General features: G+C 72.7%; 16 protein-coding genes and 1 pseudogene. 14 read left to right on the forward strand and 3 right to left on the reverse strand.

Annotated features, from left to right (window positions below):
* Positions 1 to 246: 246 nt before the first annotated feature.
* The 4 genes and pseudogenes from AERO9AM_RS05120 to AERO9AM_RS05135 all read left to right on the forward strand — a co-directional run.
* Positions 247 to 597: pseudogene (locus AERO9AM_RS05120) on the forward strand (holo-ACP synthase); the annotation flags it as partial.
* 182 nt (positions 598 to 779) lie between these two features.
* The gene (gene alr / locus AERO9AM_RS05125) at positions 780 to 1,889 is read left to right on the forward strand and encodes an alanine racemase (protein ID WP_159575177.1); all 1,110 of its coding nucleotides are present in this window, start codon (positions 780 to 782) and stop codon (positions 1,887 to 1,889) included.
* Positions 1,886 to 2,374 carry a tRNA (adenosine(37)-N6)-threonylcarbamoyltransferase complex ATPase subunit type 1 TsaE gene (gene tsaE / locus AERO9AM_RS05130; RefSeq protein ID WP_159575178.1) on the forward strand — a complete coding sequence of 163 codons (489 nt, stop codon included), beginning with the start codon at positions 1,886 to 1,888 and terminating at the stop codon, positions 2,372 to 2,374. Before alr ends, tsaE begins: the two co-directional genes overlap by 4 nt.
* A gap of 239 nt (positions 2,375 to 2,613) precedes the next feature.
* The gene (locus tag AERO9AM_RS05135; protein WP_159575179.1) at positions 2,614 to 3,471 is read left to right on the forward strand and encodes a response regulator transcription factor; all 858 of its coding nucleotides are present in this window, start codon (positions 2,614 to 2,616) and stop codon (positions 3,469 to 3,471) included.
* A 236-nt stretch (positions 3,472 to 3,707) separates the two neighbouring features.
* Here AERO9AM_RS05135 and AERO9AM_RS05140 read toward each other — a convergent pair whose 3' ends face one another.
* Positions 3,708 to 4,880, reverse strand: coding sequence for a glycosyl hydrolase (locus AERO9AM_RS05140; RefSeq protein WP_159575180.1), 1,173 nt, complete (start codon positions 4,878 to 4,880; stop codon positions 3,708 to 3,710).
* 270 nt (positions 4,881 to 5,150) lie between these two features.
* Between AERO9AM_RS05140 and AERO9AM_RS05145 the strand changes: the two genes are divergently transcribed.
* The 7 genes from AERO9AM_RS05145 to AERO9AM_RS05175 are packed head-to-tail and all read left to right on the forward strand — an operon-like array spanning position 5,151 to position 11,958.
* A complete protein-coding gene (locus AERO9AM_RS05145) occupies positions 5,151 to 6,746 on the forward strand; it encodes a sensor histidine kinase (RefSeq protein ID WP_159575181.1) in 1,596 nt (531 codons plus the stop codon).
* Positions 6,743 to 7,891 carry a hypothetical protein gene (locus AERO9AM_RS05150; protein ID WP_159575182.1) on the forward strand — a complete coding sequence of 383 codons (1,149 nt, stop codon included), beginning with the start codon at positions 6,743 to 6,745 and terminating at the stop codon, positions 7,889 to 7,891. The genes AERO9AM_RS05145 and AERO9AM_RS05150 overlap by 4 nt, the downstream gene beginning before the upstream one ends.
* A gap of 41 nt (positions 7,892 to 7,932) precedes the next feature.
* Entirely contained in the window at positions 7,933 to 8,628 is a 696-nt protein-coding gene (tsaB, locus tag AERO9AM_RS05155) for a tRNA (adenosine(37)-N6)-threonylcarbamoyltransferase complex dimerization subunit type 1 TsaB (protein WP_159575183.1), read from the forward strand.
* Positions 8,625 to 9,206, forward strand: a complete 582-nt coding sequence (rimI, locus tag AERO9AM_RS05160; RefSeq protein WP_236602490.1) for a ribosomal protein S18-alanine N-acetyltransferase — start codon at positions 8,625 to 8,627, stop codon at positions 9,204 to 9,206. Before tsaB ends, rimI begins: the two co-directional genes overlap by 4 nt.
* A complete protein-coding gene (tsaD, locus tag AERO9AM_RS05165) occupies positions 9,199 to 10,287 on the forward strand; it encodes a tRNA (adenosine(37)-N6)-threonylcarbamoyltransferase complex transferase subunit TsaD (RefSeq protein WP_159575184.1) in 1,089 nt (362 codons plus the stop codon). Before rimI ends, tsaD begins: the two co-directional genes overlap by 8 nt.
* The gene (locus AERO9AM_RS05170; RefSeq protein WP_159575185.1) at positions 10,284 to 10,724 is read left to right on the forward strand and encodes a DUF4190 domain-containing protein; all 441 of its coding nucleotides are present in this window, start codon (positions 10,284 to 10,286) and stop codon (positions 10,722 to 10,724) included. Before tsaD ends, AERO9AM_RS05170 begins: the two co-directional genes overlap by 4 nt.
* A 4-nt stretch (positions 10,725 to 10,728) precedes the next feature.
* A complete protein-coding gene (locus tag AERO9AM_RS05175; protein WP_159575186.1) occupies positions 10,729 to 11,958 on the forward strand; it encodes a hypothetical protein in 1,230 nt (409 codons plus the stop codon).
* On the opposite strand, the gene AERO9AM_RS05180 is transcribed toward AERO9AM_RS05175, so the two are convergent.
* Entirely contained in the window at positions 11,959 to 13,197 is a 1,239-nt protein-coding gene (locus tag AERO9AM_RS05180) for a THUMP-like domain-containing protein (protein ID WP_442923251.1), read from the reverse strand.
* 304 nt (positions 13,198 to 13,501) lie between these two features.
* On the opposite strand from AERO9AM_RS05180, the gene groES reads away from it, so the two are divergent.
* The 3 genes from groES to guaB all read left to right on the forward strand — a co-directional run bounded on the left by groES (position 13,502) and on the right by guaB (position 16,564).
* Entirely contained in the window at positions 13,502 to 13,798 is a 297-nt protein-coding gene (groES, locus tag AERO9AM_RS05185) for a co-chaperone GroES (RefSeq protein WP_159575188.1), read from the forward strand.
* A 204-nt stretch (positions 13,799 to 14,002) separates the two neighbouring features.
* On the forward strand, positions 14,003 to 14,959 hold the full coding sequence (gene rarD, locus AERO9AM_RS05190) for an EamA family transporter RarD (RefSeq protein WP_159575189.1): 957 nt from the start codon (positions 14,003 to 14,005) through the stop codon (positions 14,957 to 14,959).
* Positions 14,960 to 15,061: 102 nt separating this feature from the next.
* A complete protein-coding gene (gene guaB, locus AERO9AM_RS05195) occupies positions 15,062 to 16,564 on the forward strand; it encodes an IMP dehydrogenase (RefSeq protein WP_159575190.1) in 1,503 nt (500 codons plus the stop codon).
* Positions 16,565 to 16,726: 162 nt separating this feature from the next.
* Here guaB and AERO9AM_RS05200 read toward each other — a convergent pair whose 3' ends face one another.
* The gene (locus AERO9AM_RS05200; RefSeq protein ID WP_159575191.1) at positions 16,727 to 18,253 is read right to left on the reverse strand and encodes an MFS transporter; all 1,527 of its coding nucleotides are present in this window, start codon (positions 18,251 to 18,253) and stop codon (positions 16,727 to 16,729) included.
* Positions 18,254 to 18,335: the final 82 nt, after the last annotated feature.

Raw genomic sequence — 18,335 nt, forward strand, 5'->3', positions numbered from 1 at the left:
GGAAGGGGGCGCGGCTTGGGCGGGGACGAGCGTGCCGGGCCGGACACGGACCGGAGGCCGACGCCGAGCCACCCCTTTGTAGTCGAGCCACCCCCTTGCAGACCGTGTGCAGGGGGTAGCTCGCGTCGAAGGGGGTGGCTCGGCGGGTCTGGAGCTGGACTGGCCGGGGCGCGGGCCGGGCGCGGGCCGGATGGGCACGGGCGCGGGGCGGATGGGCCCGCGGATCCGGCCCGGTAGGCTGAATCAGTGATCATCGGCACCGGAATCGACCTCGTGGACATCCCGCGGTTCGAACGGACCGTCGCCCGCACGCCGCGGCTGATGCAGCGCCTGTTCGCGCCGTCGGAGCAGGCGCTCCGGCTCGCGTCGCTGGCCGCGCGCTACGCCGCGAAGGAGGCGCTCATCAAGGCGCTCGGCGGATCCGACGGCGTGCACTGGACCGAGATCGAGATCGCGTCGGAGCCCTCGGGCCGGCCGTACTTCGTGCTGAGCGGCAGCACCGCCGCCGTCGTCGCGGAGCGCGGCATCGCGACCCTGCACCTCTCGCTCACCCACGACGCCGGCCTCGCCGCCGCCTACGTCGTCGCGGAGGGCTCTGCGGACAACGCGGCCCGGCCCGACACGGCCCTGCCCGCCGGATCCGCCGAGACCCCCTCAGAGCGTCGAGACCCCCTCGCAACGACGCCGACAGAGGGGGGCCTGGACGGCGGCGGGGGGCGTCGGATCGGAGCGGCGGCCTCGGGCGCCGGGGGATCCGGGGCCGTGGCGGAGGGCGCCGCATGACCGCGCCGTTCCGCGAGGCGACGATCGACCTCGACGCGATCAGCGACAACACCCGGCACCTGCGCCGGCTCACCGGCGTCGACGTCATCGGGGTCGTCAAGGCGAACGCGTACGGGCACGGGGCCGCCGCAGCCGCGGTCGCCGCGCTCGCCGGGGGAGCGACCCGGCTCGGGGTCGCCACGATCGACGAGGGGCTCGAGCTGCGTCGCGACGGCGTGAACGCGCCGATCCTGGCGTGGCTGCACGCGCCGGGCCGCCGGTTCGACGACGCGGCCGAGGCCGGCATCGAGGTGGGCATCTCGAGCTTCGAGCAGCTGACCGCGGCCGCGGAGGCGGGCCGGGGCTCGGATCCGCTCCGCGTGCACCTCAAGTTCGAGACAGGGCTGAGCCGCAACGGCATCGCCCCCGCCGACCGCGGCCGGCTGCTCGCCGAGGCCGCGCGCCTGGAGCGCATCGGGCGGATCCGCATCGTCGGCCTGTTCAGCCACGTCTCCAACACCTCGCCCGAGGACGACCGCGTCGCGCTCGCCGCCTTCGAGACGGCGTGCGCGGAGGCGTCCGCATCCGGCATCGTCCCGGAGATCCGCCACCTCGCCGCGACCGCCGCGGCCATCGACCTTCCCGAGACGCGGCTGGACGCGGTGCGCATCGGCATCGGGCTCTACGGCGTCAGCCCGTTCGACGACCGCACCTCGAGCGACCTCGGCCTGCGGCCCGCGATGACGCTGCGCGGCGCGGTGGCCGCGGTGCGCCGGGTGCCCGCGGGCACGGGCGTCTCCTACGGCTACACGCATCGCACGGCGACCGAGACCACGCTCGCGCTCATCCCGCTGGGCTACGCCGACGGCGTGCCGCGCCAGGCGTCCGGACGCGGGCCGGTGCAGATCGGCGGCCGCCGCTACACGGTCGCCGGCCGGATCGCCATGGATCAGTTCCTCGTCGACGTGGGCGACGACCCGGTCGCCGTGGGCGATGAGGTGGTGCTGTTCGGCGACCCCACGCTCGGGGTGCCCTCGGCGCGCGACTGGGCGGACGTCGCCGACACCATCGACTACGAGATCGTGACGCGGGTCGGTCCCCGGGTGCCGCGGCGGAGCGTGTCATGACCGCGCTCGAGGACCTCGCGGGGCGCCACGAGATCCGTACGGCCGAGGCCATGGAGGAGCTCGGGCGGCGGATCGGATCCGACCTCGTCGCGGGCGACGTGCTGATCCTCACCGGCCCGCTCGGCGCCGGAAAGACGACGTTCACCCGGGGTCTCGCGGAAGGCCTCGGCGTGCGCGGGCCGGTGCAGAGCCCCACCTTCGTGATCGCGCGCACCCACCCGTCGCTCACCGGCGGTGCGCCGCTCGTGCACATGGACGCGTACCGGCTCGGATCCGCGGCGGAGCTCGACGACCTGGACGTCGACGTGCCCGGATCCGTCGTCGTGGTGGAGTGGGGGCGCGGGATGGCGGAGGAGCTCGCCGACGCCTGGTGGGACATCGAGCTCGAGCGTCCCGTGGGCGCGGGCTCCGATGACCTCGACGCCGAAGACCTCGACGCGGATGCGCCGCGCGTCGTCACGATCACCCGCGCCGGACGCGGCTGAGGGCCGACGTCCTTCGTCTCGCTGCGCTCGCCCTGGAACCCAGGACGGCTCCTGGTCCCGGAGCGAGGAGCGCCGCGACGAGACGAGGGCGCTGCGCTCGCCCTGGAACCGGGCCACGCTGCGCTCGCTCTGGAACCGGGCCACGCTGCGCTCGCCCTGGAACCGGGCCACGCTGCGCCCGCTCTGGAACCGGGCCGGATCCGGCATGCCGATATGATGCTCACGACCGACGCGCAGGGATGAGCATGACCGAAGACGCCACGAAGACCGCCGTGATCATCGAGGATGATCCGGACGTCCGATCCCTCCTCGACGAGGTCTTCCGCGCCGCCGGTTTCCGCACGGTGCTCGCCGGTACCGGGCTCGAGGGCGTCGCCGCGGTCGCCGAGCACCGCCCCGTGATCACCACGCTCGACATCAACCTGCCGGGCATCGACGGCTTCGAGGCCGCGCGCCGGATCCGGGCCGTGAGCGGGACGTTCATCATCATGCTGTCCGCGCTCGGGGAGGAGTCCGACGTCGTGCTCGGCCTCACCTCCGGCGCCGACGAGTACCTGGTCAAGCCGTTCCGGCCGCGCGAGCTGCGAGCGCGCATCGAGGCGCTGCTGCGCCGTCCTCGCAACCCGGACCCGGCAACCGCGTCCGTGGGGGCCGCTCCGGCGGCGCCTGCGGGCGCTCCGGCGGCCGTTCCCGCCGTCGCCCGCAACCCCTCCGAGGCCGCGGCCATCCCTTCGCACACCACAGCGGGACAATGGCATTCGCATCGCGACATCAGCCTCGACCTCGACTCGCACACGGTGCTGGTGGCGCAGCGGGAGGTCGAGCTGACCCCGACGGAGTTCGACCTGCTCGCGACCCTGCTCGAGTCCAAGCGCCGCGTGCGCAGCAAGGCCGACCTCGCCCTGGTGCTGCGCGGGGAGGCCTTCGGATCGGCGTCCTACGTCGGCGAGCCGGACAAGCGCGCCATCGAGGCGCACATGGCAAACCTGCGGCGCAAGATCGGCGACAGCACCGCGGCGCCCCGCTACATCGAGACGGTGCGCGGGGTGGGCTACCGCCTCACCGCCCACACCGACGGGACCGCAGCCGAGGACTGAGCGCCCTGTGGCGCGGATCCCGAGGCCGGCTCTCCCTGCCGCGCGACCTCGAGACCCGCGTCACCTGAGCGGCGGGGCTCCCCAGCCCGCGCCGAGGCGGTCCCGGGAGCCGGTCCCCGCGGCTCCCGGAACCACGGCCGGATCCCGATATCCCGATCGAGGTCCGGCATCCGCGCCCGGGCAGGGTCCCGGGGCGGAGAGGCGCCTCCCGAAGGCGCCCGCCGCGGCAGATCCGGTCACGGGTCCGGCTCCGCCGCGGATGTCGAAGGCGATGGCGTCGGAGCTGAGGCGAGCCGCGGCGGAGCGCCCCTGCCCGCCTCGCCTGCTCCCCATCCCCGTCCCAGCACGGAGGCGAAGGCGCCGTCCTGCTGCGGGATCCCGCTGCAGCCCCCGGAGGCCGGGTCCGCGGAATCCTCGGCCGCGCAGGCGTGATCGCGGTTCACCGACCACATCGACAGCCGGGCCAGCCGCTGCCTCTGCGCGAACGCGTTCACCGTCGCCGCATCGTCGAGACCGAACACCTCGTCGTGCCCGCCGGTGCGCCCGATCGTCGGGGTCGCGCCCATGATCGCCCAGGCGCCGTCCGCGGGCAGCGCGACGTTCAGCTCGTCGTACAGGCGCCCGAGCTGATCGTGCACGGCCGTGAGGGCGCTGACCGCCGCATCCCCCGGGGACGGTCCGCCGGGGGATGCGGCGTCGTCCCCGGTCATCGCGTTGACGCCGGTGAGCTGCACGCCGGCCTGCTGCATCTGACGGATCGACCGCAGACCGTCGGTGTCGAGGCCGTCCCGTCCGGCGGGCAGCGTGATCCAGACGGCCAGGTCGATCCCGCGGGCGCGATGGCCGGCCTGCAGCTGCGCCACGGCGTGCGCCCGACGCTCGCCGGCGGTGGCGTCGTCGAGCGCGGGGCCGCTCAGATCGAGGTCCATCGTCGTCACCGCGTAGCGGTCGAGCACCGCGCCGTAGGCGTCGGCCAGCGCGCCGACCGAGACGCACGCGCCGGCGAGCTCCGTGCCGCGGGGGCCGCCGAACGAGATCGCCACCGGACCGCCGCCCTGGCGCGCGCGCTCGACGAGGTGGTCCAGATCGAGCGCATGCCCGGCCTCGGCGAGCGAGTAGGCGCCGCCCCAGGTCGGTGCGCACGTCTGCGGAGCTGCGGCGACCACGAACGCCAGGACTTCCGCGTCGCCGGCCGAGTCTGTCGTGCCGGCCGTCCCGACGCCCGCGGTGACGTCGACGTAGCCGCCGAACCAGCGCGGGCCGGCGGGCGGGGCAGGCGCTGCCCGGTCCTGCAGCAGGAACCACGGCACCGCGACGATTCCGGTGGCGACCGTGAGGGCCACGAGTGCGCCGATCAGCACGGTCCAGCCCCGGGGGCGGTCCGCGCGGGCCGACGAGGGAGCGGTCATCTCAGATGCTCCTTCGGCGAGTGGCGACGGATCCGATGCGGCGCGAGGTGCGGCGCGGGAGAGGAGGTGCCGGATCCGCGTTCGGGCCGCGGATCCGGCGACGGAGGGGGGTCCGTCTGCCAGCGATGCTAGGCGCCGCGATATCCCGGTTGAACCGCCTTCGGCGCTTCTTTGGATAACCTTGCGGAAGCGTTGAGCGGCCCGGATCCGGATCCTGGCCCTCGGACGCATCCGGAGGCGGCGCGGCGCCGCGCAGGGGAGAGGATCGGCATGTCCCGCAGGGCGTCGATCTGGCGTTGGCAGCTCATCTTCGTGGGCACCACGGTGGCGATCGCGGTGCTCGTCGCGGCCCTCAAGCCGACCGTCTTCGCCACGCCCGGGTTCACCGCGGGTCTGGCCCTCTCGGTGCTGACCACCGTCGCGGTGCTCGTGCTGCCGTGGGACCGGGTGCCGCCCGCGGGCATCCTCGTGGTGCCGATGGTCGACATCGCCGCGATCGGCCTCACCACGCAGGCCCCCGACATCCGGCTCGGCTTCCTCTGGGTGATCCCGATCACCTGGATCGCCACCTATTACTCGATGCTCGCCGTCGTCGGCGGCATCGCACTCATCACCGCGTTCCTGTTCACCATCGCCAACCAGACCGGGCTCTTCTCCGATGTCGTGCTGCGGGTGCTGATCACGGCCTTCGCGCTCGGGTTCCTCGGCACCACGATCCGGGTCGGGGTGCGCCGCTCGCGCGCGTCGAGCCGGCTGCTCCGGCGCCGCTCCGAGCAGATCGACCGGATCGCGCGCCGCGCCGAGACGCACGAACGCCGGGTCACGCAGATCATCGACGCGCTCGACACCGCGCTCGTCGCGATCGGGGACGACGGCGTGATCCTGAAGATGAACGATGCGTACCGGCGGCTGTACGGGGTCGACGCCGACGGCGTCGCGCTGCCGGCGGCGGCCGTGGAGTACGACGACCGGGAGGGCGAGCCGGTGCCGGTGCGGCGCACGGTGCTCGCCCGGGCCGCGCGCGGGGAGCACCTCGACGGGGAGCGGGTGTGGCTGTACGACGCGGAGGGCACCTGGCGGGCGCTGGAGGTGCACACCCAGCCCATGGCGAGCGACCCCGAGCAGGGTGCCGTCGTGCTCGTCAAGATCGACGACGTGACCGCGCGGCTGCAGGCGGCCGAGGAGCGCCGCCTGATGTCCGCGATCCTGACGCACGAGTTGCGCAACCCGCTCACCGCGATCGTCGGGCATGTGGATCTGCTGCTGGAGCGGGAGGACCTCCCGCCACGGGCGGCCGACCAGCTCACCGTGGTCGCGGGCGCGGCCGAGCGCATGCAGGACCTCGTCACCACGGCCCTCGACGCGTCGCGGCCGGCGCCCCGCGTCCTGTCCGAGCCCGTCGAGCTGCACGCCCTCGCGCGCGCATCCGTCGCCTCCTTCCTGCCGACGGCTGCGGCGAGCCGGCTCCGCGTCGAGGTCATGGGGGCGGCCACGCTCCTCATCTACGGTGACGCGTTCCGGCTGCGCCAGGTGATCGACAATCTGCTGAGCAACGCCGTCAAATACACCGCGCCCGGCGGATCCATCGTGGTCTCGCTCGGCGTGGCCGACGACGCGCACGCAGAGCTCGTCGTCGCCGACACCGGGGCGGGAATGGCGCCCGCCGATGTCGAGCGGCTGTTCCAGCCCTACTTCCGCAGCGAGCAGGCCGCGCGCAGCGGCGTGCCGGGCACCGGTCTCGGCCTGGTCGCCGTCCGCGACATCGTGACCGCGCACGGCGGCACCGTCGACGTGCAGAGCCGGCTCGGCGAGGGCACGCGCGTGCGTGTGCGCCTGCCCCGTCGCCCCGAGAGGAACGACGCATGATCACCATCACCGCCCCCATCGGCATCACCGTCAACACGTCGGCCACACTGGTGGCCCTCGTGACGCTCTCCACCGCGCTGGTGTTCGGGCTCGCCCTCATGCCGCGCCCGAGCAGAGCCACCATCACGTGGTCGGTCGGCTTCGGGATCGCCATGCTGGCGACGTACCTGTGGGTGGCGGCGAACCAGTTCGACAGTGCGCCGCTGCGCGCCCTGTCATCGGGCCTCATCGTGTGCTTCGAGCCGCTGCTGTGGGTCGGCATCCGCTTCTATGCCGGACGGCGCGCCTTCTGGCCCGCTGCGGTCGCGTACATCGCGGTCGGGCCCGCGCTGCTCACCCTCACCTCCACCACCGACGCGTATCCGCTCATGTTCCGCATCGTGTTCACGGCGGGGGCGGTCTTCGCCGGGATGTCGGCCTGGGAGCTGTTCCGGCTGCGGATCAGCGCGCGCGACGTGGTGCTGCCTCTGGCGCTCATCTCCGCGGCGTTCGTCGTGGTGGCCGTGCTCGGGGTGGCCGCGGGGATCGCCGGCATCGGCTCCGCCCCCGGGGACGAGCTGCGGATGCTCCGCGACGTGAACGGGGTCGGGATCCTGCTGACCAGCCAGTGCGCCGCGATCACCATCGTGCTGCTCGCCCGGGGAGAGACGCTGCTGCGCGGCGGGAGCAGGAGCGGCGAAGAGGAGCATGCGGCGCTGCGCGGCCGCCTCGCCCGCGCGCAGGAGCACCAGGATCCGGCCTGGTCGCTGCTGGACATCCGCCTCGACGATCCGGCCGACCTCCAGGAGGCTGTGGGGCCGGCCGCGTTCGCGAGCATCGCGCAGGCGTTCCAGGCGCATGTGCGGGACGCGCTGCCGGTCGTCGCCGACGTGGAGCGCACGGCGGAGGGGAGGGCGCTCGCGCTGCTGCCCGGGTCGGACGAGGAGGTGCGTCGGCATCTGCGGGCGCTGCTCGCGCGGGTCTCGACGATCGAGGACTCCGGACCCGGCGCCGCGCTGCGGGTGTCGGCGAGCGTCGGCTGGGCGAAGGCGCTCGACGCCGGCTACGACCTGGACGCGCTGATTGCGGCCGCCGGGGCCGCCGGAGCCCGCGCGCAGAGCCGCGGCGGGGACCGCTGGGAGAGGGCCGAGGCGGCGATGCGGTGATGCGGGCGGCGCCCTCGCCGCGCAATAGCTAACCTGGAAACGTGATTCTCGGCGTGGACACCTCACTCGGCTCGGCCGTCGGCCTGATCGGCCGCGATGGTCGCACCCTGGCCGAGGTCGCCCAGGCGGGCCACCTCGGGCACGCGGAGGCGATCGGCGCGCTGCTGGAGCAGGTGCTCGCCGCGGTGCCCGCTGAGGCCTCGGCGGGGTCGCGGTCGTCCTCTCCGTCCGGGTCGGCCGGGGAGGCCGCGGGGCGGGGCGCCGAGGAGCTCACGCATGTCGCCGCCGGGATGGGGCCGGGCCCGTTCACCGGGCTGCGGATCGGGATCGCCGCCGCGCGCGCCTTCGCGCTCGGCCGGGGCGTGCCCGTCGTCGCGGTGCCCAGCCACCACGCCGCCGCGCTCGCCGTGATCGAGGGCGAGCACCCGCCGCAGCACCCGTTCGCGATCCTCACCGACGCCCGGCGGCGCGAGACCGCGGTGACGGTGTACGAGGGGATCGACGTCGACGGCATCCCGCACGTCGTCGTCGACACCGTCCTCGTGCCGCAGGCCGACGTCGACCGCAAGCTCGGCGCGCTCCGCCGTTTCGAGGTGACCGAGATCTCCGGTGCGGCCATCGCGCGCGTGGCTCGCCGTGCTGTCGCCGCGGGGCGCACCCTGACCGGATCCGAGCCGCTCTACCTGCGTCCGCCGGACGCCCGCGTGCCCGCCGCGCCCAAGAAGGTGGGCCCGTGATCCGCGCCGCGACACCCGACGACCTCGACGCGATCATGCTCATCGAACGGCGCTCCTTCCCGACGGACGCGTGGAGCGAGGAGATGATGGCGGCCGAGCTCGCCGGCCCGCACGGACGCTACTTCGTCGACGTGGAGCCCGGAGGCGACAGCGAGCTCGTGGTCGGCTACGGGGGAGTGCGCGCCCTGCGCGGATCGCCCGACGCCGACATCCAGACCATCGCCCTCGACGCCGCATACCGCGGATCCGGCCGCGGCCGGGCGCTGCTGCGCGCGCTGCTCGCGGAGGCGGCGGAGCGCGGTGCCCGCGAGGTGTTCCTCGAGGTGCGCGCGGACAACCCGGTGGCGGAGGGGCTGTACCTCGCCGAGGGGTTCGTCGAGATCGGACGCCGCGCGGGCTACTACCAGCCCGACGACGTGGATGCGATCGTGATGCGGCTCATCCTGCCCGGCCGCGAGACGACCGTTCTCAGGACCGATTCTGCGGATCCGCGGGAATCCGGCCACCCGGAGCCGAGAACACCACTTCATCCTGAGAACGAGAACGAGAACGAGAACGAGGAGGGATCCCATGACTGAACCCCTCGTGCTCGGGATCGAGACGAGCTGCGACGAGACCGGCATCGGCATCGTGCGCGGGCGGACGCTGCTGTCCAACACGATCGCGTCGAGCATGGACGAGCACGCCCGCTACGGCGGCGTCGTGCCGGAGGTCGCCGCGCGAGCGCACCTCGAAGCGCTGCAGCCGGCGATCGAGCGGGCGCTCGCCGAGGCACGGGTGCGGCTGCAGGATCTCGACGCCGTCGCCGTCACCAGCGGGCCGGGGCTCGCCGGGGCGCTCATGGTCGGCATCGGGGCGGCGAAGGGGCTCGCGGTGTCGCTCGGCACGCCGCTGTACGCCGTCAACCACCTCGTCGGCCACATCGCCGCCGACATCCTCACTCCGGACTCGGTGCCGCTGGAATATCCGACGATCGCGCTGCTGGTGTCCGGCGGGCACACCTCGCTGCTGCACGTGCGCGACCTCACCACCGACGTGGAATTGCTCGGCGAGACCGTCGACGACGCCGCGGGCGAAGCGTTCGACAAGGTCGCCCGGATCCTCGGACTGCCCTACCCGGGCGGACCGGAGATCGACCGCGCGGCTGCCGGCGGAGATCCGGATGCGATCCGGTTCCCGCGCGGGCTCTCCCGTGCCTCGGATCTGGAGAAGCATCGGTACGACTTCTCCTTCTCGGGGTTGAAGACCGCGGTCGCGCGCTGGATCGAGCGCGAAGAGGCGGCCGGGAATCCGATCCCCGTCGCCGATGTGGCGGCGAGCTTCCGTGAGGCGGTCGTGGACGTGCTGGTGACGAAGGCGCTCGCCGCCTGCGCCGACCGCGGTGTGCCGCGGCTGCTGCTCGGCGGGGGAGTGATCGCGAACCGCCGGCTGCGCGAGGTCGCGCTCGCCCGCGCCGCCGAGGCCGGCGTCACCGTGCGCATCCCGCCGCTGTCGCTGTGCACCGACAACGGCGCCATGATCGCCGGGCTCGCGGCCGAGCTGATCGCCTCGGGCCGGCGCCCGTCCACGCTCGCCTTCGGAGCGGACTCGACGCTGCCGGTGACCGAGATCCAGGTCGCCGAGCGCGACGGCGCCGGCGGCGAGACCGAGGTCGGATGATGACGCACACGGGCGGGAAGGATCCGGAGCGGTACACCCGGCTGCCGACCGCGCCCGTGCCCGCCGTCGTGGAGAGCGGGCCCCTGCTCGACGCGCCGGCGCCCGAGCCGGTGGAGCTGGAGCGCGACGGCGAGACCGTGCACGAGGAGCACTGGCATCCGAGCGACGGCACGGAGCTCCCTGCCCACCCCGCGCCGGAGCCGCGGCTCGCCCCGTGGGCGCTGCTGTCGGCAGTCGTGGCCCTGTTCGCCTCGCTGTTCGTCGGATGGGGGATCCCCGTGGCGATCGTGTCGGTCGCCGCGGCGATCATGTCGCTGCGACGCCCCGAGGAGAGCCGCGGGATGGCGGTGTGGGCGCTCGTGCTCGGGATCGTCGCCACGCTGTACAGCGCGGGCTGGCTGCTCTGGGCCGCCTACCGGTTCGGCTGGTTCGGGTAGCCGCATGTCGGATCCGGCGGATGATCGCGAACGTCGCGAGCTGGAGCGGCGCGCGTTCGCCCGGGACGGATCCGGCCTGAGCGAGGCCGAGGCCGCGCGTCTCGCGGAGCTGCGGCGGACCGACCTGCCGTCACCCCTGGTTCCTGAGCGCCCTTCGTCTCGTCGGTTCCTGAGCGAGCGCAGCGAGACGAAGGACGCTCCTCGCTCAGGAACCGCGCAGCGAGACGAAGGACCCCCGTCCGAAGGAGCCCTGGTTCCGGAGCGGGCGCAGCGGGATGAGGAGAGCACCCCGCCCGTGCCCGACCCGCCGACGACGTCGCGTCCCGCTGACGGATCCGGTCGGATCCTCGGCGATCCAGGACGCGCTCGGCTGTTCGGGGCAGCCTGGTCCCGGGTCCGGACGTGGATCGCCGGCGGAGACTGGAAGCGGCCGCGCTACCTCGTCGGCGGTCTCGGCGCGCTCCTGCTCGTCGGCGTGCTGATCGGGTGGGCGATCCCGCGGCCGCCGGATGTCGGACTCGCCCTGCGCGACGGCGAGTCCGACCGGGCATCGGTCGTGCTGAAGCATCACGACGACCTGGATCCCGGATCCCTGCTCCTGCTCGCCCGCGAACGCGACGGCCTGCTCTGGTACGCGACCCAGGCGAACGGTCGGCTGCACTGCGCGATCCTCGACGTGCGCGGTGCCGACCTGCAGCAGCAGTGCGGGACGCGCGATCAGCTGAGCGACCGGCCCCTCTACGTCAATGCGGAGGATCCCGGCGCCGCGCCGCCGTCGGGATATGCGGGATCGCTCCTGCTCGCAGGGGCCGGCGTGCCTGCGGGGGTGCTGCAGCGCTACCAGGCCACGTTCACCGACGGCGGGACGGCGACGTCCCGCGAGCGAGCCGACATGCGCCGTATCGTCGCGGACAATCGCCTCGTCTACGCGAGCGTCGTCGGCCGCGTGGGCGACACTCCGGTGTGGCTCGGCGACGACGGCAGCGGGCGGCGGTGCCTGATCGTGGAGGATCCGGACCCGCGAAAGACCTGTGACGTGAACACCGCGGCGCTGGACTTCGCCGGGAGCGGCGACTCGGGGCAGGACGGGCCGGCGCTCACGCTGCGGCTGCCGGAGACCGGCGCGCACCCCGCCATGCGGATCGACTTCTGGGCGCCGCAGAACGGCGGACAGTATCTCGTCATCACTCAGGACGACGCCCTGTTCCACCTCGACCACGTGGCGGCGGACTGATCAGACCCGGTCCGCGAGGATCGCGTGGCGCTTGTCGCCGATGCGCACCAGGATGAGCGTCGCCTCCTCGGAGCCGCGCAGATTCAGCTTCTTGCGGAAGACCGCCGGATCAACGTCCACTCCGCGCTTCTTGATCTCCAGCCGCCCGATGCCGGCCTTCTTCAACGCCGCCGCGATCGTCTTCGGGTTCACCGGCAGCACCTCGCGCACCCGGAACGACGCGGCGAAGGGGCTCTCGGCCGGTGTATCCGAGGTGAGGTACGCGATGTGCGGATCCAGCATCCCGGCGTCGAGCGTGCGGGCCAGATCGCCGATGAGGCGCGCGCGGATCACCGCTCCGTCGGGCTCGTGCACATAGGCGCCGAGCTCGCGGACCTCGGCGTCCTCCGCGTCGGCGGGCGCGGTCAGCTCGTACCCGCGGTCGCCGCGGATCACGAGCGCCGCCCGGCGCACCCCGTCCCGCGCCAGCGGACCCGACCACAGCACGAGCTCGACCACGTCGCCGTCCGCGCTGACCCACTGCGCCTCCACATCGGCGGGGATCGCCTCCCGGTCGTGCGCGGGGCCGAGCTTGATCCCGGTCGGCACGCGCTCGGCGAGGGCGAAGGCCCAGTCCAGCGAGGGGGAGTAGTCGTCGGCGGACACGCGCCGGGTCTCGGAGTGCCCCGCCGTCCGCCGGGCCGGATCCAGCCACACCGCCTCGACCCCGGCGCCTCCGGCTCCGGTCCCCGAGCCTGTGCTTCCGGTCCCTGAGCCCGTCGAAGGGCCGGGCGCGTGCTCCTCCGCGAACCCGTGCCGCACCTCGGCGTCGGAGCCGAACGGTGCGAGGTTGTACGCGGCCAGGGCGGCGGTGACCTCGTCGGCGTCGACCGCCGTCACCGTCAGCCCGGCGCCCGCGAAGGCGAGCGCGTCCCCGCCGATCCCGCAGCCGAGGTCGGACACGTGCGTCACCCCGGCGGCGCGCATGCGTCCCGCGTGCCGTGCGGCGACGCCGAGCCGTGTGGCCTGCTCCAGCCCGGCGCGCGTGAACAGCATGCGTCCCGCGAACTCGCCGAACTTCGCGGTCGCTCTGGTGCGCAGCCGTGCCTGTCCCACCACGGCGGACACGAATTCGGGGGAGTGCCCCTCGGCGCGCAGCCGCATGACGGCGCGCGCGGCTGCGTCCGTGGATCCCACCTCGCCGAGGGCGTCGAGCATGCGCAGCGCCTCGGGCGTCAGCAGGATCCGCAGTTCGCTCATGTCCACGCGCTCCAGGCTATCCGCGGATCTGCTGCCGGCCCGCTGTGTGCTGGCTGCCCCTCACCGCGCCCTACTGTCCGCGAGACTGCAATCACGCGACGAGACAGCAACAGAGTGCTGCAGTCTCGTCGTCTGGTTGCGGTCTCGCGGGTGAGGATACCGGTGCGGGCCGGGACCGGATCCGCGGATGTCGTCCGATTGGCACTCTGATTGCGTGAGTGCCAACGATGCGCCTAGACTGTCGTTAGCACTCTCGGGTCGAGGGTGCTAACAACGTCTTGAACCGTCAAGAAAGAGGTAGACCGTGTCGGTTTCCATCAAGCCGCTCGAGGACCGCATCGTCATCAAGCAGGTCGAGGCCGAGCAGACCACCGCGAGTGGCCTGGTCATCCCCGACACCGCCAAGGAGAAGCCCCAGGAGGGCGAGGTCGTGGCGGTGGGCCCCGGCCGCATCGACGACAACGGCAACCGCGTTCCGCTCGACGTCAACGTCGGCGACCGCGTGCTCTACAGCAAGTACGGCGGCACCGAGGTGAAGTTCGGCGCCGAGGAGTACCTCGTGCTCTCCGCGCGCGACGTGCTCGCCGTCGTGGTGCGCTGAGCCAGCACTGACGTTCCGAAGGCCCGGATGCCCCGCGCATCCGGGCCTTCGCCGTCCCCCGCGCCGACGCGGGAAAACGGAGGAGCTCCCGGCGCGTCGGTGTCGGATCCGGTCCGCGGAAGCGGGACACGCCGACTGCCGCCTCCGTTCTCCGACGGATCCTCATCGGCCCTGCTTGTCCGCTCCCGGTCATAGGGTTGATCGGTGACCACCACCCGCAGCGCACAGACCGTCGGCGTCGCGTCCGCGATCGGCGCATACCTGCTGTGGGGCGTGCTGCCCCTGTACTTCCTGCTGCTCGCGCCCACCGGCCCGTGGGAGCTCGTGGCCTGGCGGGTCGCCCTCTCCCTGGTGTTCTGCGTGATCCTGCTGGCGATCACCCGGGGCTGGAAGCCGCTGCTCGCGATCATCCGGCAGCCACGACTGCTGGCGCTCACCGCACTCGCCGGCGCACTGATCTACATCAACTGGCAGGTGTTCGTCCTCGCCACGTTGAACGGCGAGATCGTAGAGACGAGCCTCGGCTACTTCATCAACCCCATCGGCACCATGCTGCTCGGCGTCTTCGTGCTGAAGGAGAAGCTGCGCCGGCTGCAATGGGTCGCCGTGGGCATCGCCACGATCGCGGTGCTCGTGATCGTGTTCGCCCACGGGACGTTCCCGTGGATCGCGCTGTCGCTCACCGCCTCCTTCGGGATCTACGGCCTCGTCAAGAAGAAGATCGGCCCCTCCGTCGACGCGATCAGCGGCCTCACCCTGGAGTCGTTCTGGCTGCTGCCGGTCGCGATCGTGCAGCTCATCGCGGTGGGGCTCACCACAGGCATCACCATGGGCCAGAACGGCCCGCTGCACGCGAGCCTGCTCGCCTTCGCCGGCGTCGCGACCGCGGTTCCGCTGCTGCTGTTCGCCGCCGGGACGCGCCGGATCGGGCTGACCGTGATCGGGATGATCCAGTTCATCACCCCGATCATGCAGTTCCTCGTGGGCGTGCTCGTCATGCACGAGCCGATGCCGCTCGAACGGTGGATCGGCTTCGCCATCGTGTGGGTGGCGATCGCGGTCTTCCTCGTCGATCTCGGCCTCGCCGCACGACGGCTGCGGGCCGACCGCGGCAGCGTCGACGAACCGCCCGTCAGCACCGACTCGATCCCCGTGCCCTGACGCCCGGCGACCGTTCCCGCCCCCGCCGTTCCTGGGAATACCACCCCCCTGCGGACGTTTAGACTCGATACACGCGCGCGAGAAAGAGGAGCCCCGCAACCCATGGAGCAGCACGACCCGTTCGGTTTTGTCGGATTGACCTACGATGACGTCCTGCTCCTGCCCGGGCACACCGACGTCATCCCGAGTGAGGCGGACACGTCGTCCCGTGTGACACGCCGCATCTCGGTCGCCACGCCCCTGCTCTCCAGCGCCATGGACACCGTCACCGAGGCGCGCATGGCCATCGCCATCGCCCGTGAGGGCGGCCTGGGCATCCTGCACCGCAACCTCTCCATCGCCGACCAGGCCGCGCAGGTCGACCGCGTCAAGCGCAGCGAGTCGGGCATGATCACGGATCCGATCACGACCACCCCCGAGGCGACCATCGCCGAGGTCGACGCGCTGTGCGCGAAGTACCGGATCTCCGGGCTCCCGGTGGTCGACCCCGAGGGTCACCTCGTCGGCATCGTCACGAACCGCGACATGCGCTTCATCTCCGGATCCGCGAAGCAGACCACGCTGGCCCGCGACGTGATGACGAGCGAGAACCTCGTCACCGCCCCCGTCGGCGTCCCCGCCGAGAAGGTCATCGAGCTGTTCGCCAAGCACCGCGTGGAGAAGCTGCCCCTCATCGACGAGGACGGCAAGCTCGCCGGCCTCATCACGATCAAGGACTTCGACAAGAGCGAGAAGTACCCCCTCGCCACCAAGGACGAGCAGGGCCGGCTGCGCGTCGGTGCGGCGATCGGCTTCTTCGGCGACGCCTGGGAGCGCGCCGAGGCGCTGCGCGACAAGGGCGTGGACGTGCTCGTCGTCGACACCGCCAACGGCCAGTCCCAGGGCGTGATCGACCTCGTCAAGCGGCTCAAGGCGGATCCGTCGTTCGCGCACATCGACATCATCGGCGGCAACGTCGCGACCCGGGAGGGCGCGCAGGCCCTCGTGGACGCGGGCGTCGACGCCGTCAAGGTGGGCGTCGGACCGGGCTCCATCTGCACCACCCGCGTCGTCGCGGGCGTCGGCGTGCCGCAGGTCACCGCCGTGTACGAGGCGTCGCTCGCCGCGGGCCCGGCCGGCATCCCGGTCATCGCCGACGGCGGTCTGCAGTACTCCGGCGACATCGCGAAGGCCCTCGTCGCCGGCGCCGACGCCGTGATGCTCGGCTCGCTGCTCGCCGGCACCGACGAGGCGCCGGGTGAGATCGTGTTCCAGGGCGGCAAGCAGTTCAAGCAGTACCGCGGGATGGGATCCCTCGGCGCGATGCAGACCCGCGGCAAGCAGACCTCGTACTCGAAGGACCGCTACTTCCAGGCCGACGTGCCCAGCGACGACAAGCTGATCCCCGAGGGCATCGAGGGCCAGGTGCCCTACCGCGGGCCGCTCTCGGCCGTCGCGTACCAGCTCGTCGGAGGCCTGCGCCAGTCGATGTTCTACGTCGGCGCGCGCACCATCGAGGAGCTGAAGGCGCGCGGCAAGTTCGTGCGCATCACCCCGGCGGGCCTCAAGGAGTCGCACCCGCACGACGTGCAGATCGTGGTCGAGGCGCCCAACTACAAGCGTTGAGTCGAGTCGGGTCACGACCGCGCCGCGGACTCGACGCGATCTCGACTCAAGGTTGAGCGAGGACGCGCGCAGCGCGCCCGCGCCGAAACCCCGCACGAAGACCTCGGTCGACGACGAAGGCCTCGGATCCCGCGATCGGATCCGAGGCCTTCGTCATGTCGCTCAGGCCGGGACGGGTTCGGCGGCGCCCGCGTTCGTCTCGCCGGCGCCCGCGTTCGTCTCGGCCGAGCGCGCCTTCGTCTCGGCGGCGACCTCCCCGGCGCCGTGTCCGCCCCGCCCAACCGGCAGCCAGAGCGCCACGAGCGTCGCAGCCAGCAGCACCACGGCCCCGGTGAACACGGCCGGCCGCGCGGCGTCCACGTAGTGGTCGGGGCGCAGCTGCCCGCCGGCGCCGACGAAGATCGCCGTCATCACGGCGGTGCCCAGCGCCACGCCGAGCTCGCGCACGGTCGAGTTCACGCCCGACGCCTTGGCGTGGTCGACGAGGCCCAGGGTGGCCAGCAGCGCCGTGGCGGACGGCGCGAACACGAGCCCCATGCCGACGCCCGCGAGGACGAACGGTGCCACGAGCGCCGCGTAGGGCACGTCGGCGGAGAGCAGCGCGGCGAGCCAGCCCAGGGCGACGCCCTGCAGCAGCAGGCCCGCGACCAGCAGCGCCCGGGTGCCGACCCGCGGGGCGATGATGCCGGCGATCGGGGCCACGAACATCGGAGCGAGGGTCCAGGGCGTGGTCTGCACGGCGGCCTCGAGCGGGCTCGCGCCCTGCACGACCTGCAGGAACTGGATGAGGATGAACACGGATCCGAACGTGCCGAAGCTGAACGCGAATCCGACGACATTGGTGACCGAGAACGAGCGATCGCGGAACAGCCGGAGCGGCACGAGCGGCGCCGCTGCGCGCAGCTGCCAGAGGAGGAAGGCGATCACGAGCGCGCCGCCGAGAGCGAGCTCCGAGATCACGCCGATCGTGTCCCAGCCGTCGTCGTTGCCGCGGACGATCGCGTGCACGAGCGCGAGCACTCCGGCGGCGGCCAGGAGCGCTCCGGGCACGTCGATGCGCACACGGGCGCCGAAGTCGTTGTTCAGCACGAGCAGCGCGAAGGGGATGGCGATCATGGCCACCGGCAGGTTGATCCAGAAGATCGCCTGCCAGTTCCAGCCCTCCATGATCGCGCCGCCGATCAGCGGACCCACGGCCACTCCCAGTCCGGACACGCCGCCCCAGATGCCGATCGCCAGGGCGCGCCGTGCAGCGGGCACGGCCCCGGTGAGCAGGGCGAGGGAGAGCGGCATGACGGCGGCCGCGCCGAGCCCCTGCACCGCCCGGGCGGCGATGAGCTGACCGGGATCGGAGCTGAGCGCGGCGAACAGGGATCCGGCGCCGAACAGCGCGATCCCGAGCGCGAACACGGTGCGGCGCCCGAACCGGTCGCCGAGCGCCGAGGCCACGAGGATCGCACCGGCGAAGGCCAGGGTGTACGCGTTCACGAACCACTGCAGCTGCTCGATGGTCGCGCCCATCTCGCGATGCAGTACGGGCAGGGCGTTGGTCATGACCAGGTTGTCGAGCGTGGCCATGAACATCGGCAGCGACGCTGCGGCGATCACGAGCGCCACGGGGCGAGGACGGCGCGGCGAGAGGCCGGTGCGTTCGCGACGCACCGGCGTGGGGGAGGAGGTGTCGGTCATGGTGGACTCCAGTTGTAATTGGATGATCACAAGCGCTGAGCACAATGTAGTAATCGCATGATTACAAAGTCAAGTCATTCGC

It is taken from the genome of Microbacterium sp. 8M, from assembly GCF_902506375.1.
Lineage (GTDB): Bacteria > Actinomycetota > Actinomycetes > Actinomycetales > Microbacteriaceae > Microbacterium.

Bases quoted from the DNA above. Each gene is read 5' to 3' on its own strand.
- alr (WP_159575177.1), top strand. From the start codon at position 780: ATGACCGCGCCGTTCCGCGAGGCGACGATCGACCTCGACGCGATCAGC.
- tsaE (WP_159575178.1), top strand. From the start codon at position 1,886: ATGACCGCGCTCGAGGACCTCGCGGGGCGCCACGAGATCCGTACGGCC.
- AERO9AM_RS05135 (WP_159575179.1), top strand. From the start codon at position 2,614: ATGAGCATGACCGAAGACGCCACGAAGACCGCCGTGATCATCGAGGAT.
- AERO9AM_RS05140 (WP_159575180.1), bottom strand. From the start codon at position 4,880: ATGACCGCTCCCTCGTCGGCCCGCGCGGACCGCCCCCGGGGCTGGACC.
- AERO9AM_RS05145 (WP_159575181.1), top strand. From the start codon at position 5,151: ATGTCCCGCAGGGCGTCGATCTGGCGTTGGCAGCTCATCTTCGTGGGC.
- AERO9AM_RS05150 (WP_159575182.1), top strand. From the start codon at position 6,743: ATGATCACCATCACCGCCCCCATCGGCATCACCGTCAACACGTCGGCC.
- tsaD (WP_159575184.1), top strand. From the start codon at position 9,199: ATGACTGAACCCCTCGTGCTCGGGATCGAGACGAGCTGCGACGAGACC.
- AERO9AM_RS05170 (WP_159575185.1), top strand. From the start codon at position 10,284: ATGATGACGCACACGGGCGGGAAGGATCCGGAGCGGTACACCCGGCTG.
- AERO9AM_RS05175 (WP_159575186.1), top strand. From the start codon at position 10,729: ATGTCGGATCCGGCGGATGATCGCGAACGTCGCGAGCTGGAGCGGCGC.
- AERO9AM_RS05180 (WP_442923251.1), bottom strand. From the start codon at position 13,197: ATGAGCGAACTGCGGATCCTGCTGACGCCCGAGGCGCTGCGCATGCTC.
- guaB (WP_159575190.1), top strand. From the start codon at position 15,062: ATGGAGCAGCACGACCCGTTCGGTTTTGTCGGATTGACCTACGATGAC.
- AERO9AM_RS05200 (WP_159575191.1), bottom strand. From the start codon at position 18,253: ATGACCGACACCTCCTCCCCCACGCCGGTGCGTCGCGAACGCACCGGC.